At 29.2% G+C, this 15,543-nt stretch carries 15 protein-coding genes; 11 read left to right on the plus strand and 4 right to left on the minus strand.

The window, feature by feature from the left end; all coding sequences use genetic code 11:
- Positions 1 to 13 precede the first annotated feature (13 nt).
- The 3 genes from Q1K37_RS07795 (at position 14) to Q1K37_RS07805 (ending at position 2,598) form a co-directional block, all read left to right on the plus strand.
- On the plus strand, positions 14 to 988 hold the full coding sequence (locus Q1K37_RS07795; RefSeq protein ID WP_300411100.1) for a GTP-binding protein: 975 nt from the start codon (positions 14 to 16) through the stop codon (positions 986 to 988).
- Positions 989 to 1,843: 855 nt separating this feature from the next.
- Entirely contained in the window at positions 1,844 to 2,254 is a 411-nt protein-coding gene (locus Q1K37_RS07800) for a hypothetical protein (protein WP_300411076.1), read from the plus strand.
- A 101-nt stretch (positions 2,255 to 2,355) separates the two neighbouring features.
- A complete protein-coding gene (locus tag Q1K37_RS07805) occupies positions 2,356 to 2,598 on the plus strand; it encodes a hypothetical protein (protein ID WP_300411078.1) in 243 nt (80 codons plus the stop codon).
- Between the two features lie 113 nt (positions 2,599 to 2,711).
- Here Q1K37_RS07805 and Q1K37_RS07810 read toward each other — a convergent pair whose 3' ends face one another.
- Positions 2,712 to 4,292: an ABC transporter ATP-binding protein gene (locus tag Q1K37_RS07810; RefSeq protein WP_300411080.1), complete on the minus strand. Its 1,581-nt coding sequence runs from the start codon at positions 4,290 to 4,292 to the stop codon at positions 2,712 to 2,714.
- Positions 4,267 to 5,694, minus strand: coding sequence for a radical SAM protein (locus tag Q1K37_RS07815; RefSeq protein WP_300411082.1), 1,428 nt, complete (start codon positions 5,692 to 5,694; stop codon positions 4,267 to 4,269). Before Q1K37_RS07815 ends, Q1K37_RS07810 begins: the two co-directional genes overlap by 26 nt.
- Positions 5,695 to 6,186: 492 nt before the next feature.
- Here Q1K37_RS07815 and Q1K37_RS07820 point away from each other — a divergent pair, with 492 nt between their 5' ends.
- Together Q1K37_RS07820 and Q1K37_RS07825 are read left to right on the plus strand one after the other, a co-directional pair.
- Positions 6,187 to 6,705 carry a helix-turn-helix domain-containing protein gene (locus tag Q1K37_RS07820; RefSeq protein ID WP_300411084.1) on the plus strand — a complete coding sequence of 173 codons (519 nt, stop codon included), beginning with the start codon at positions 6,187 to 6,189 and terminating at the stop codon, positions 6,703 to 6,705.
- Positions 6,706 to 6,710: 5 nt separating this feature from the next.
- Positions 6,711 to 7,211, plus strand: coding sequence for an IS630 family transposase (locus tag Q1K37_RS07825; RefSeq protein ID WP_300411086.1), 501 nt, complete (start codon positions 6,711 to 6,713; stop codon positions 7,209 to 7,211).
- 87 nt (positions 7,212 to 7,298) lie between these two features.
- On the opposite strand, the gene Q1K37_RS07830 is transcribed toward Q1K37_RS07825, so the two are convergent.
- The gene (locus Q1K37_RS07830) at positions 7,299 to 7,916 is read right to left on the minus strand and encodes a hypothetical protein (RefSeq protein WP_300411088.1); all 618 of its coding nucleotides are present in this window, start codon (positions 7,914 to 7,916) and stop codon (positions 7,299 to 7,301) included.
- A gap of 2 nt (positions 7,917 to 7,918) precedes the next feature.
- Positions 7,919 to 8,554, minus strand: coding sequence for a hypothetical protein (locus tag Q1K37_RS07835; protein ID WP_300411090.1), 636 nt, complete (start codon positions 8,552 to 8,554; stop codon positions 7,919 to 7,921).
- 347 nt (positions 8,555 to 8,901) lie between these two features.
- On the opposite strand from Q1K37_RS07835, the gene Q1K37_RS07840 reads away from it, so the two are divergent.
- The 6 genes from Q1K37_RS07840 (at position 8,902) to Q1K37_RS07865 (ending at position 15,311) form a co-directional block, all read left to right on the plus strand.
- Positions 8,902 to 9,315, plus strand: coding sequence for a hypothetical protein (locus Q1K37_RS07840; protein ID WP_300411091.1), 414 nt, complete (start codon positions 8,902 to 8,904; stop codon positions 9,313 to 9,315).
- 87 nt (positions 9,316 to 9,402) lie between these two features.
- On the plus strand, positions 9,403 to 9,840 hold the full coding sequence (locus tag Q1K37_RS07845; RefSeq protein ID WP_300411093.1) for a hypothetical protein: 438 nt from the start codon (positions 9,403 to 9,405) through the stop codon (positions 9,838 to 9,840).
- Positions 9,837 to 11,117, plus strand: coding sequence for a radical SAM protein (locus Q1K37_RS07850; protein ID WP_300411095.1), 1,281 nt, complete (start codon positions 9,837 to 9,839; stop codon positions 11,115 to 11,117). The genes Q1K37_RS07845 and Q1K37_RS07850 overlap by 4 nt, the downstream gene beginning before the upstream one ends.
- Positions 11,118 to 11,725: 608 nt before the next feature.
- Positions 11,726 to 13,264: an ABC transporter ATP-binding protein gene (locus tag Q1K37_RS07855; protein WP_300411102.1), complete on the plus strand. Its 1,539-nt coding sequence runs from the start codon at positions 11,726 to 11,728 to the stop codon at positions 13,262 to 13,264.
- A gap of 219 nt (positions 13,265 to 13,483) precedes the next feature.
- Positions 13,484 to 14,797 carry a S41 family peptidase gene (locus tag Q1K37_RS07860; RefSeq protein ID WP_300411096.1) on the plus strand — a complete coding sequence of 438 codons (1,314 nt, stop codon included), beginning with the start codon at positions 13,484 to 13,486 and terminating at the stop codon, positions 14,795 to 14,797.
- A gap of 130 nt (positions 14,798 to 14,927) precedes the next feature.
- Positions 14,928 to 15,311, plus strand: a complete 384-nt coding sequence (locus tag Q1K37_RS07865) for an ATP cone domain-containing protein (RefSeq protein ID WP_300411098.1) — start codon at positions 14,928 to 14,930, stop codon at positions 15,309 to 15,311.
- Positions 15,312 to 15,543: the final 232 nt, after the last annotated feature.

Here is a 15,543-nt window from a genome sequence, read left to right on the forward strand (position 1 = left end):
CAAGGGGGATATAATGGGAAAATCAAAATTTGAAAGAACAAAACCACATGTTAATATAGGAACAATCGGTCACGTAGACCATGGTAAAACCACATTAACAGCAGCAATCACATACGTATTAAACAAGAGATTTGGATCAGGAGAATTCGTTGACTATGCAAACATAGACAAAGCTCCAGAAGAAAGAGAAAGAGGAATCACAATCTCAACATCTCACGTAGAATACGAAGAACTAATCGAATTAGTAGAAATGGAAGTAAGAGATCTACTAAACGAATACGAATACGACGGAGACAACACACCAATCGTAGTAGGGTCAGCATTAAAAGCATTAGAAGATCCAGACGGAGAATGGGGAGACAAGATAGTTAAACTAATGGAAGAAGTAGACGAATACATTCCAGAACCAGAAAGAGACACAGACCAACCATTCCTAATGCCAGTAGAAGACATCTTCTCAATCACAGGAAGAGGAACCGTAGCAACAGGAAGAATCGAAAGAGGAACCCTAAAAGTTGGAGACAACGTAGAAATCGTAGGACTAACAGAAGAAAAGAGAACAGTAGTAGTAACAGGAGTAGAAATGTTCAAGAAGCTTCTAGAACAAGCAGAAGCAGGAGATAATATAGGAGCATTACTAAGAGGAGTTCAAAGAGAAGAAATCGAAAGAGGACAAGTATTAGCAGCTCCAGGAACAATTCACCCACACACAAAGTTCGAAGCGGAAGTGTATGTATTGACAAAAGATGAAGGAGGAAGACACACACCATTCTTCTCAGGATACAGACCACAATTCTTCTTTAGAACAACAGACGTAACAGGAGACATCCAACTAGAAGAAGGCGTAGAAATGGTAATGCCAGGAGATAATGCAAAGTTTATTATCGAACTAATTACCCCAATCGCCATAGAAGAAGGACTACGTTTTGCCATCAGAGAAGGTGGAAGAACAGTAGGAGCCGGAGTTGTTACAAAGATAATGGAATAGTATAAAAAGAGAGCTTTTTAAAAAGCTCTCTTTTTATATCGGGCATTCAGCACCACAAAACATTTTTATTTTTCAACAATATTACAATGATTGAAAAACCAATTTTGATACTTAAAGGCTGAGTGCGGGATCATTTTTTTTAAGAGGTTTTAAAAAACCTCTAGAAATTTTTAATTATAAAAGTTTTACAAACTTTAGAAAATATTTAATTAAGTTTTACATTTTTTCAAAGTAAAGGGAATGGCCTGTGAACCTATTTGATGGTTCCCTTTCCCTTCCCTTTAAAACCCAACCCTTTTCCCTCCATAAATTCAGGGACTGACCGTCCCTGAAAACCCTGCATAAAAAGCAGTGGGAAAGCTGTTGGCTTTCCTCAAAAATACCAAGGTTGGACTCTCATCACCATATAACTTTTTATTTTTGAGTAAAATTGTTAGTAGATTGATAAAATTAATTTTATTATAAAGGCTGAGTGCGGGATGATTTTTTTTAATCGGGCATTCAGGTAATGAGAGATGAGAAGTGAGAGATGAGAAGTGGGAGGTGAGATGTGAGAGATGAGAAGTGGGAGATGAGATGTGGAGATGAGATGTGAGAGATGAGAAGTGGGAAGGCTATGGGCTTTCCTTTAAAAAGCTCCGCAGTCGGACACTCTATCCACAGTCAAATTAAAATCTGGTAGATAGAAATCAAACATGAAAAGTAATGTATACGTAATTTGATATTGAGTGCTTAAGCATATCTCACTTCTTCTACAGCACTGGGGCAACAAAACTTGAATTTATTTTTTTTTTTTTGATATAATTAAATAAATTTAAACGTTACAAAAACGTTTACAAAAAAGGAGATGTTATTATGAAAGTCAAAACTAAAGTAAAAATTATCCTATTATGCCTGTTGTCCTTTTTGCTAGTTTCCTGTGGTAGCAAAAATGGTTACAAGGAAAATTTTGCCAACAAGAACTATGCTCATCTTTTTACTCAAGAAGATAAGGAATATTATAGTGGTTCATCGGCTAATGTAATCATGTTTAAAGAGGATAAGGTTATTGTAAGTGAAATGGTAGAATCGGAAATGTATAAAACAAAAAAGAATAAGTCTGAATCTGGACCCCAGTTCTATTTAGATGAAAAAGAATATACAAGCCCAACCTATGACAAGGAGAAAAAAGAGATAAAGGCTGAAGGCTTAGAAGATTCTATTAAAGTAAAAGAAAATGGGGAAATTGAATACAAGGGAAAAACTTATTCAGAAGATGCGAAATAAAGCTAAACTCTATACTATGAACAACATACAATACTTGACAAATAAAATGTGAGTAGGTACTATAAAAACAGAAGGAAAATTCCAAACTACAGGAGGATATTATGAAAAAGTCACAAATTTTATATCATATAATTGCAGTAGTTTTGTCAGTGCTGGTGCTGTTCAATTATCATAATTTATTAAACAAGCTTAGCCCTGTTCAAGGAGGATTTGAAGAAATAGTCATAGCCCTTTTTACAATCTATGCTATGGAAAAAATCTTGAATTTTATTAAATTTATTTTAATAGGGAAAAATGAAAAAGTAGAAGAGTTTTTAGATTCTTTAAAAGGAATTGATGAATAAGTTTTATTAACAAGTAAAAAAGGTAATGTGTTCCTTTGCACATTACCTTTTAAAATGTCGAAACTCTAGCTAAATATAGATATAAAGTCTTTTTAAGTCTTTCTACATAAAATTTACTTGATACTATTAAAGTCGATCACTTCATCAAAACTATCTAGATAATCTTTTGTATAATGGTGCGTTATTACTATTTTAATAGGCACATCTATATTTGATATCAGTTTTGTAATTCCTTTTACATTTTCAGGATCCAAGTTTGCAGTTGGTTCATCAAGTATTAAACAAAAGGGTCTATCTAAAAGAGCTCTTGCTATGGCAATTCTTTGGTACTCACCTGAGGATATGTATTTTCCTCCATTACCTAAGCTCTCCTTGTCGATAAAGGTACTGTCAAAACCTACAAGCCCTGCCACCTTTTCCACTTCACTATCAGAAATATCTCTATACATTCTAATATTTTCTCTAATATTATCATTGAGAATAAAGCTGTTGGTACCGATATACCGGATATATTCATGTAATTGAGAAGGCTTAACATCTCTTCCTTCTACTCCAGAGTAAAAAATGTTACCTGAATAGTTTTCATAATACCCAGCCAAAGACTTAGCAAGTACAGATTTTCCTGATCCTGAAGGTCCTATTATAGCATATGATTTATTAGGCTCAAATTTTAAATTTAAATTATCCATTATGTTTTTTTCTTTGAAACTAATACTAAAATCTTGCAGTACAATGTTTCCTTTTTCTAAATTTTCACCTATTTCCTTATTTTCATTTAAATAAGGTTCTAATTTGTCACGAATTATCTTATTGGCGTCCATTAAGTTACGATTATTTGAAATTTCACGAATCGGTCCAAAAACATAATTCAAGATTTGGATGGAAGCTAGTAACATACCTGTTGTAATTTCTCCTCTAATTACAAAGACAGCTCCTATTATCATACAAAGGATTTGTGAAAAAAATGAAACTCCAGATATACCATATAGTGCAAATCCATCTGTTAATTTTTTCTTTCTACGAGAAGCTTCCATGGAAGTATCTTTTCTTATTATCTTCTGGCATAACGGTTTTGTTATGTTAAGTAATTTAATAGATTCAAATCCTGATAGTAAATTCTCCAATTCTTCAACGTATCCTTCATATTCTTTAGAAAAATTCAACGCTACTTTAGTTTGAATACCTATAAAAAGTCTTGGAACTAATGTGACTAAAAAAGTTATAAGTAAAAAAATCAGAGACATTTTTATACTAATGAAGAATAAAGCAACTAAACTAAAAATCAAACCACCTAGAGAAACGAGAGTTTCATAAGTAAGAGTGATATAGTTAGTATCAATTTGTTCTAAGTCCTGTGTCAAAATATTGTAATAATATGAAACTTTTTCTTCTTGATATTTATAAATAGGGGAGGTGAAAATATTATTGATAATTTTAGCTTTTGTTTCAGTTAGAACCTTTTCATTAAACTTTGAACTAAAATAAGAATACAACACTCCAATTAAAATCATAAAAAGTAAAAGACCTGCTCCATATATTCCAATCATTTTCAAATCATCTATTGTACCATTACTAATCGTGTCAATGACTTTTCCTATAACATATGCGACGCCAAGATTTACAATGGTTATTAAAAGACCAAGAAAAACTGTAAGAGTCCAATAAACTTTATGCTTTATAAGTATATTTTTCATAATTTCCTCCGTTATTAAAGTCATCTAAAATTAATTTAACGGTTACAATAAAATTTTTGAAGATTTCTGGATTTTCATATAAATAAATATAGGTGCTGACAAAAACTGAATATCTCATTAGCGTATCTTTACATTCATATTCTAAAGGATCTAGGTTAGAATTAAATGATATTGATCTACCTATACAACTTAAACAGATGTCTTTTGCTATGCAATGTTTACAATTAATATTATTGTCTTTATCTAACTTGTTAAATAGAATACCTTGCATATTATTGAAACATTCAAAATTATCTGTGTTAATTGTATTGATATTCCCGAGTGTGTATTTTTTGTTTTTATCTAAAGCATAAAGTTGGCAAGGATTTATTTCACCGTCTGGAAAAATTGAAAAATTGCTCAGACCTGATTTACATCTAAATTTATTTTTCTGTCCAATTAAAAAGTAATAAAATCTTAAAATATCATCTGTTAATATTCTATATTTTATTGAAAGATTCAACTCATGAATAAAATTTGTTACTCTAAATGACAGATTTTGATTTTTTGAAAGCTGTACTTCTTGCATATCAAATAGTTGAACTTTATTGATAGTAGTGAAATGAACTCCATAGTCTTCACTAAATTGTTTCATCAGGTTAAATTTTTTTTCAAAAAATTCTTCGTCTGAACTAGAACATACAGTTGATTGTATTTTAATAGGTTGATTAGTTTCTTTTTTTAGTCTTAGAATATTATGATTAACACGCTTATATGTTCCTTGATTAAATTTATCTATCCGATTTGTGTCATTATGTTTTTCGTAACCATCTAAACTTGTTGCAACGTTAATTGAATACTTTTTGACAAGATGTATCATATTTTCAGATAAATCATATAAATTACTCATCAGATTTATATTGCCATACCTATTATTATATTTTTCTTTCAAATAAGAACATCCATTTTTAATTACTTCTAGGTTTAGTGATGGTTCTCCCCCAAAAAACATAATAGTATCAATATATTTATATTTCCTAAAAAACAAATCAAAAGATTTCCTTAAAGTAGAAAATGACATAAATCTAATTGGGTTATTATAAGTTCCATCATGTGCATAACAATATCTACACTTTAAATTGCACGTATTTGAAACTACTAATTGTAGTTGATCACAACTTGTTAAAACATTATTATTTTGCCATATATTCTTATCATTATAAACAGAACTGCTAAATAAAAAAGCTTCTATTTGATTTTTGATATTGTCATTTAAAGCTGGGTTATCATTGGCTTTAGTTATTTTCCAGAAATCATAAATATCTTCTACATTGTTAAAGTAATTTACTAATTCATTTGGCATTCTTAGTAATTTGTGATTAATCATATTAAACACATAGTTATCATGATAATATAATTCCATTTATCCCTCCTACATTTAATATTACAAATATCCTAGATGGTGTTACAAATAATAACCATCTAGGATTTGTAATAAATTACTTAAATTGTCGATTATGATTTAGCCTGAGCATGCAATAATTCCACATAATACAGGACCGGTTCCACCTGGTTTTTTCAGGTTTTCTTCATCAAATATTTTTTCTACATCAATGAATAAAAAGTCTTTCATTTTCTTCCCTCCTTTCTAACGGTATTTGTAAATGTAAGTTAAATAAAGTAACATTTGCTACTTTAAAGTTAATTATAAGTAAAGAAAACGATTATGTCAAGTTATTAAATAATAAACTATCAAATTTAATAACTAGGAATTTTAATAGGCAAATAATAATGATTTAAGTGAAAAATACAAGAGTGCTTAATGGTGTATTATATTTGAAAATAATTAGATTTTAATACTAAAATCCTATTAAAATAAGACGTATTTTACTCTGGAATTTGGTAGAATATAAGCATGGAAAATATAACACAAGAAATTAAAAATATTGAAGACGCAATGTCAAAAACAAATAATAAAAGAGAATATATAAGACTTAAGGCCATAAAATTAAAACTTAGTGGATATACAGCAAAATCCATCGCTGAGAAATTAGATGTTGGAAGATTAACTATATTCACATGGTTAAAAGCCTATAAAGAAAATTCTGTAGAAGCTTTAAAAAACAAGAAAAGACCTGGAAATCTTAGAAATTTGTCCATAGAAGAAGAAAAGGAGTTTTTAAAACAATTTGAAGAAAAAGCACAAAAAGGACAAATAGTTACAGCAAAGGAAATAGAAAAAGCATATAGAGAACGTGTTGGTCATTCTATAGGAACTGGTCAAATTTACAGAGTTTTAAATAGAAATGGGTTTAGAAAAGTAATGCCAAGAAGTAAACATCCTAAGAAGGCAAAAGAGGAGGTCATAGAGACCTCAAAAAAATTAAATCCAAAGCTCAAGAACTTAGAAACGTTTACCCACACAAACAAGTAAGAATTATGTTTCAGGATGAAGCTGGATTTGGTCGCATAAACAAGCCAAAATACTGCTGGTGTAACAATAAAATAAGACCATCAGTACCATGTCATCACATAAGAGAATATAGATATGCTTATGGAGCAGTAGAGCCTATCACAGGTGAAAATTTCTTTTTAATCCTGCCATATTGTAATACAGATTGTATGAATGTCTTTTTACAAGAATTGTCTAAACAATATAGTGATGATGTGATTTTACTAGTTTGTGATGGTGCATCTTGGCATAAATCAAAGACACTTAATACACCTGAAAATATAGTTATTACGCATATTCCACCATACACTCCAGAGATGAACCCCATAGAACAAATTTGGAAACAAATAAGATCTATGGGATTCAAGAATGAATTCTTTAATTTTCTAGCAGATGTGGTAGACAGATTATGTGAAACTATAAATATGATTACAAAAGATATGGTGAAAAGTATTACGAGTAGAGATTGGCTAGAAGTCCCGTTTTAAATGCAGAATAGTATAAGAAGGTAGGCACATTTTAAGTAACCTACCTTATATACTATCCAAATGCTAAACCGTATTTTACTAACCCTATTATATTTTAAAATTTCTAGCTACAGTTAAAGTTGTAGAATTGGAAGGGTCCTCCTTTAATTCATCGCCGAGAATTTTACCTACAGATTTATCAAAGATAAATTCTCCAGTTGCTGAGGCTCTAAAACCTTCTTCTGTTTCATCATTTATATTGAATCCGCCGTTACGAAAGCCAATAAAGGGTTCGTCTCCATAGATATACTGGAAACCTGAATCCAATAAAGTGGTAGTATTATCTGTTTTGTTTACAAGTACAACTGATTCGGAGTACATTGTCAATTTGACAATTCCTTTATTTTCTGTTGGAACATCAATATCTTCTTTAAGGGTTCTAAACTCAACTTCAACATTCTTATCTTTATGTTCTTGCTTTGTCTTTTCCTCTAGATTTGTCAATTTCTTTTCTTCATCCTTCAACTTAAAGTCGGGGATATTGCCGACTATTTCCATAGCTTTTAAATATCTTTCACGACTATTTTCTTGTTCAGCGACTATGTCAGAAATCCTAGGAAAGCCTTCGTTTTTCTGATCTTTCGTGGAAAAATAGAATACAACAAGTCCAAGTACTACAATTAATAATAACCCAATTCCAAGGCGTTTACTTTGAGAACTCTTCATGGCTATATATTAAATGTAGTGCTTAAAGTCATTGTTTTAGATCTTATCTGTCCAGAAGTGCCTACACTAAAGAAAGGTCCACCAACACCTACTGAAGCATCCATGACAAAATACCCGGTAGCACTTAACCTAAAGCTTCTATCACCCAATAAATATTTATTAAACCCACCGTGCTCAAATCTTATTAAATATCTACTTCCTGTCGCAACAGGCGCACCTATACTATCAATTTTGGTATAAGATAAATCGTTCCTATCATGTATAACTCTTACTTCGACAGTGAATTGTATAGTTATTTTGCCAACCTTTACACTATTGAAGGTAGTAGCTGTCCTAGAATAAGTTTTATAGGATATATAATAATTTGGACTTCTTAATAATTTATGATTCTCTGAGTTAGAATTTAATATATCGTATTCTTCTTTTTCTACTATTCTTTTGGCTTCGGCATAAGACATATTATCATTAATTGCCTTTGACAAAACGTATCTTTCTTGAGAATTTTCATCTGCCTCTAAATAAGCTGTCCGCAAGGAATTCAACCTTTTTTCACTTGTTACTACTGAAGCATAGCTAGTAGTAGATACGGCCATTGCTATAGCAAAAGACAACAAAATAAACTTACCAAACGTTTTCATAATTACCTCCATTTTTTAATTTTTGACTCTTTTACATTCTATCATTTCTTATTATTGTTGTCAAGATAAATTAGAAATTTTTGCATGAAAATATTTAGATTTATAGAATTAGCATTAAATTACGAGAGTTTGACAGGTAAATTAGATTCTAAATTAACATATTGGTAAATGTTATATAAATGTAATATTTCTTCGGGGGGGGGTGGGTTAAAAAATAGCGAAACTCTTGATTTAATAAAAAACATTAGCTATAATAGTTTTAAGTTAATCAACTAAAGGATTTTTGGATAGAGATTGTCAATATTTTTAGCTGATTTTAATGGGAACCTTTCCAGAGGAGGAGAAAAATGTCAAAAAATGGTAAGCTAGTATTAGGTGTTGTAGTTGTTCTTTTAATAGGTGTTGGTGTGTATTGGTTTAGTCAGTCTAATGACTATGCAAGTAATTTTGAAGGTCAGACATACTCCTATACTTTTAAAGAAAATAAAGAGGAATACAAAAATGGTTACAGGTACAATATTCTATTCTTTCAAAAAGACAAGATAACCGTGGATGCAGTCGAAAAAATTGGTGAACTTCCTGAGAATGTGGATATTGACCAAAAAGGAGATAGACAAGTTAATAAAGAGTTTAAAAATCCAGTCTACAATAAAGAAAAAAACATCATAACAGCTGATGGTTTAGAAGAAGTCATCAATGTAATTGACATAGACAATTTGGAATATAATGGAAACGTTTATACAAAAGAAGTAAAAAAGTAAAATAAGTCTAGGTTTATTTACTTAAATAAAACACAATAGCATTATACTATCACTTAATTTCTAATTTAAAATATCAAGGAGTCTACTATGTATACTAATTGTAAGCCTAAGAAGAGTGAATTTAATAAGATGATAAAAATATATCTTATTTTGTTAATTTTATGTATGGCTTCAGCTTGCTCTTTAAAGAGTAGTAATTTTTCTAAAGAAAAAATTATTTTAGAAGATGGGTCCGAATATAATTTTAATATAGATGACGGGATATATTTTGAATATGATAAGTTAAGCTATGCAAAACAATTAGATTATAAAGTAAAGAAAGATGGAAGTCTGGGAATATATGCTAAAGGAGAAGAAGGACTTCTGGAAATAAATGTTAACAATAAGGGTACAACAGAAGAAATACATCTTAGTGGAAAAGAAGAAGAGACAAAAAATATTACTCTTAAGGAAGGTCAAGTCGTGGAAATAGAAGTTAAAGCAGACAATCATAAAGGTAGTTTTAGTATTGAGGTGGAGTATTGAAAAAATCTTTTTATAATATCATAGTTGAAATAGAAGAAAAGGGTGGCGCTGCACTATATAATACTAAAACAAACTCATTGGCCTTTCTAAACATGGATGAAGTAGAGTTGTTTAAAAAGGATCTTAATAACAATGAATGGGAAGATTCAACTTGGGAGAAATTATACCAAGGAGGATATATTGTTCCTGATGAAATAAATGAATTAGATGAGATAAAATATAGACTAAACAAAAGTAGGTTTGATACCAATCATCTTCAATTGACCATTGCACCCACAGCAGACTGTAATTTTAGATGTTCCTATTGTTATGAAAAGTTGAATTTAAAAAAAGCTTACATGGAAGATGGAACAATTGATAGTCTTTTATCATTTATTGAAAACCAAAGTAAGACTATAGATAAATTAGATGTGTGTTGGTATGGAGGAGAACCATTACTTGCTATAAAAACAGTTGAAAAAATTTCCAATAAGATTTTAGAGCTCAGGGATAAGTATAAATTTATGTTTGATAGCAGTATTATAACTAATGGTTTGTTATTGAATAGACAAATGGTTATAAAATTAAATAATTTGAATATTTCCAGTTATCAGGTAACTCTAGACGGGACGGAAGAACAGCATAATCGAAGAAGATTTCAAGTTAATGGGGAAGGATCTTTTGACAGTATAATTAAAAATTTAACTGAAATCAATGATATTTGTCCAGATATTAATATTAGAATAAACATCGATAGGAATAATCTAAAAGAATTAGACGAATTGATAGCTTTAATAAAAGAAATAGACCTAAATAATAAATACTATCCATATCTAGGAAGAATAGAAAGTTATAACGATATTTATAACAAAGATTTATGTTTCAACATGAATGACTTTTATCAAATTCAAAGGGATTTTGCTAAAAAATATTACAAAAATGAACTATTAAATTTATACCCCTCTTTGAAAGGAAACTTTTGTTGTGCAGACTGTATCAATAGCTTTGTGGTCTCACATGATGGATATTTATATAAGTGTTGGTCAGACTTAGGCACTAGAAGTAAAGCTGTAGGAAAGCTGGTAGATGGTGATATTAAATATTTTAGAAAACCTTACTATTACAATCTTATAAATTATGATCCTACAGATGATGATAGTTGCAAGAAGTGTAAATTTTTGCCAATTTGCATGGGAGGTTGTCCATACGAAAGGATTATAAATAATAAAAAGCAGTGTCTTAAAAAGACAAAAAACATGCATTCATTCATTAAGGACTTATGTTTAGAGATGTTATAACAAAATTAATATAAGAATTATATAAGGAGAGAGTAATCTATGAAAATCTTAGTTTGTGGAAATGTCAATAATAATTTTTGCTTCGTAAATTGTGGTGAAAATACCTGTGGTGAATATGCTGTAATATGTGTACAAAAAAATTGTGTTGCGAAATGTTCGACATTATCTATGGCTTGTCTTCCTGCAAAACCTGGTAGGCTTCCACCCTATAGAAGGAGTGTATTAAAATGAGGTTTTTAATATTTAATAATATATTAAATTCTAAATCCCTAAATTGTAAGAAGAACGTTTGTGGTGAAGTCGCATCCTTATGTTTAGCTAAAACTTGTTTAAAAGACTATAATGACACAAAATCATTTTGTGAGGGGCTTATGATAACTGATAAAAATAATACTAAAGTAAAAGCGATCATAAAATGATAAAATTATAATTTAATTTCAGGGATGTCAAAAGCTCAAGATTTGTATAATATGGTGATTAAGCGACTATGTACTCAACAAAAGTTATAAATCTTGGGCTTTTATAATTATGTAATGCAAAATATTTCAAGTTTCTTGGGGGACAGTGAAAAGGTTATGTCTTTTTATAGGCTTTTTAATAAGTATTTAATGAAGTATAAATCAAATCTATTCATATATTTTGCTTTGGGATTAGTGACTACAGTGCTAAATTTAACATCACCATACATAATAAGTAATTATATGGATATTCTAATAGAATCAAAATCTTTGTTTAAAGTTAAGCAATATGGAATCCTATTTGCCTTGATAAATATCCTCTTACTATTATTTTCATACTTAGAACAAAGAGTATATTTAAAGATGCAACTACAAGCTTCTTTTCTTTTAAATAGGGATCTTTTAAACCACTATCAAAATATTTCTCTTACTTGTTCTGAAAAATTTGACAAGTCATATATTACACAGCAATTCAATAATGACTCCAACCTATTAACCATATTTCTATTAGACTTGATAAAGAAATTAATTCCTAATATAATATTGGTATTAGTCTCAAGTTTTATATTATTTACGTTAAACAAGTTAATCTTTGTTATTGTATTTTTGTCCACATTACTTTATATAGGTCTGTTCACGTTTATGAGAAAAGAACTATATATCGTTAATAATAGACTTTTAGAAAGCAAATCGGATTATTTTTATAATTCCTTTAGACAAATAGATAATGTAAAATCAGTCAAATTACAAGGCATTCAAAGAGAATTAATTTCTTCTTTAGTTAAGTCTTTTAATATACTGACATCCGCTGCAAAGAGGCACCTTAACATTGAATATCTTTATTCAAGTTTAGATAATATTATTCAAACTGTGTTACAAATCTTTGCCTTTATATTTGGAGGATACTTGGTAATGACAAGTCAACTAACAGTTGGCAAACTGATATTAATTACAGTGTTCTTTAACTATATACTAACAACCCTCAATTATTTTTTTGGTTTGGGAGAAGAAATACAGATGGCTAGGACTATGCTAGACCGGACTAATGCAATTTTGAATGTAAAACCAGAAACTAATGGAAAAACTATCCTTGATGAGATTAACTCTATCAGTATTAAAGACCTTGGTTTTTCCTATGGAGAAGGAAATGTCTTTAGAAACTTCAATTATGATTTTTATCCAAGCAATATTTATTTAATAAAAGGTGAAAATGGTAAAGGAAAATCTACATTAGTAAATTTAATTTGTGGTTTATACATAGATGAGTTTACTGGGGAAATTTCTATAAATAATATCAATATAAAGGAAATAGACATGGTTCACTTGAGAAAAGAAAAAATTTCTTTTGTAGAGCAAAAACCTTTCTTCTTTGAAGATAAAATTTCAACAATTTTAAGTTCTAATAATGAACACAATATCATAACTGACCTAGGGTTTAGTTCAGATAGGATAAAATCAAAGATTGATGAAAATAAATTATCCGGAGGAGAGTTACAGAAAATATCAATTTTGACTGTATTATCCAAAAAAGCGTCTTTGATTATTTTTGATGAGCCAACTTCAAATATGGATAAAAAATCAAAGGAGTATTTCTTTGAGTATATACAAAAATTAAAAAAAGATAAGATAATAATCTTGATTAGCCATGAAGAAATTGGGTTTCAACCAGATTATACAATAAATTTATAGCATCAAAAATTTGATTCTTATCTAAGTATCCAGTTTTATTCTATTATATTGTGGTGTGGAAAATTGTTACTTGAGCGTTCTAATACAAATCTAAAATAAAGAAGAATTGTAAAAAAAGAATTAAATAGTAAACACAATAGAACTCTATACATGGTAAAAATAAAATATATACCAATAAAATAAAAAATAGCTTGAAAGGTAGTCATCAAAGGAAAAATAATGAAGAAATTAAAAATAATTTTAACGATTATGATGATAGGGTCTTTACTCTATTTAGTAAGAATATTAGCAATACGTAGTGAAATAAGTAATATTGTTACTTCTCAAATTCATGTTAAGGACAATTTAGAAGAGGCATACAAAAAATGTAATTTGTATACTAATCTTTCAACAAAGGAGAAGTTAGATGATTTTAATGAGCTTTTGATTAGACTAGAAAAAAATTACATATATTATGATTATGTTAAAGAAAAGTATTGGGATCGAGGTAAAGTTATACAACAAACTAAAAATTTAATAAAATACACAAGGAATGATTTAGAATTTTATTATGTTTTGAATGATTTTATTAATAGAACAGAAAATCTGGCTCATTTATATTTGAATACTAATATTGAATTCTTTCCTACTGCTTACTCTAATGAAAGTAAAATTGTACAGTTATTGGAAAATGCTAGTGTTAAAGAAAAATACAAAACACTAGAGGAAATCTTAAATTTAGTAGAATTAAAATATGATATATTTTCACATATCCCTAAGATAACATATGAATATTTTTCTAATACTGCATATTTAAAGATTCCTACCTTTTTGGAGGATTATAGTAAAAAAGAAATTTCACAGAGTTATAAAGAATTATATAATCAAATGCCAGTAGAGTTAGAAGAGTTCTATAAAAATTTGACAGATAAATATAAATATCTTGTTATTGATCTGCGTAATAATCCTGGAGGTTTTCAATTGTTTGGAATAGAATATTTGATTGCTCCTTTAATAAAAAATCCGCTTAAATGTGAATTTAAACTATTATATAATGAAAACGAGTATAATGATATATTCTTTAATAGCTTAATGGAATATAATGACAATAATACGATTGAATATAACGAAGAACATACAACAGATTTTAATTTTATAAAGCATTACGATAATATAAAACTTAATAATTGTAAACTTATTAAAGAAGTATATCATATACAGCCAAAAGATATAGGAGTAACTTTTAAAGGAAAAATTTTTATTCTGTGTAACGATAAATGTTATTCTGGATGTGACAATTTTATCAATATCTGTAAGCAAACACATTTTGCGACTATTATAGGTAACAGAACTAAAGGAGATGGATTTTGCATTTCTCCCTTTAAAATAATCTTAAATAATTCTGGACTAATTGTTGATTATACAGCTACATTTGGGATAAATGATGATGGAAGTTCAAACGCTATAGAAGGAACTAGACCTGATATTGAACTAAAAGATGAAGATGCATTAACATATATCATGGAAAAGACATCATCAGAACTTTATAAATAGGAGACAAATATTAGAGAGAGTTATCTATCATGTTATACAATAAATTTATAGCATCAAAAATTTGATTCTTATCTAAGTATCCAGTTTTATTCTATTATATTGTGGTATATATATTTTACAGGAGGGCAATATGGAAGATTTAACTAAACAACTACTTGATTATTTTAAAAACAATGATGTAGATCCTAACGATGTTTCTAAATTCGTTGAGGACTTAAAGATTAACGTTCTGGATGAAATGTTTGGAGATGAAGGGGAATGGGTTTTAAAAAAGCTTGGAAATGTAGAATCCTTTGATAAGGAGAAAATTTATAATTCCATTGCTGTGACTTCTGATGAGGCCAAGGCTGGAATGACATCTTCTGATGTTAAGTTTGTGGTGGACCAAGTTCTTAAGATGATGAAGTCCATTAAAAGGAATGTCTATCCAACTAAGGAAATCAGGTCCTATGTTCAAAAGGCATTGGAAGATAATGGTTTTATAAAAGTACTTAATCAATATAAAAGGGGATAGGGCGATTTAAGGCAAGCACTTAGCTTTATGAGGTGCTTGCTTTTTTACATAGAAAAGTCTTTCATTTAACTAATTTTAATGGTGTATGAGTTAATTGTAAGAAAATTTTAAGAATTAGATTGGGTTCAATTCGTTGATTTTTCTCATCTTTAATCATATAATCAGATATAGGAATATATTCCTGAATTTGACAGTAAAAAAAGAGCAAATCTCCTGTAAGCCTTGCAATAGC

It is taken from the genome of Lagierella sp., from assembly GCF_029983815.1.
Taxonomy (GTDB): Bacteria; Bacillota; Clostridia; order Tissierellales; family Peptoniphilaceae; genus Mediannikoviicoccus.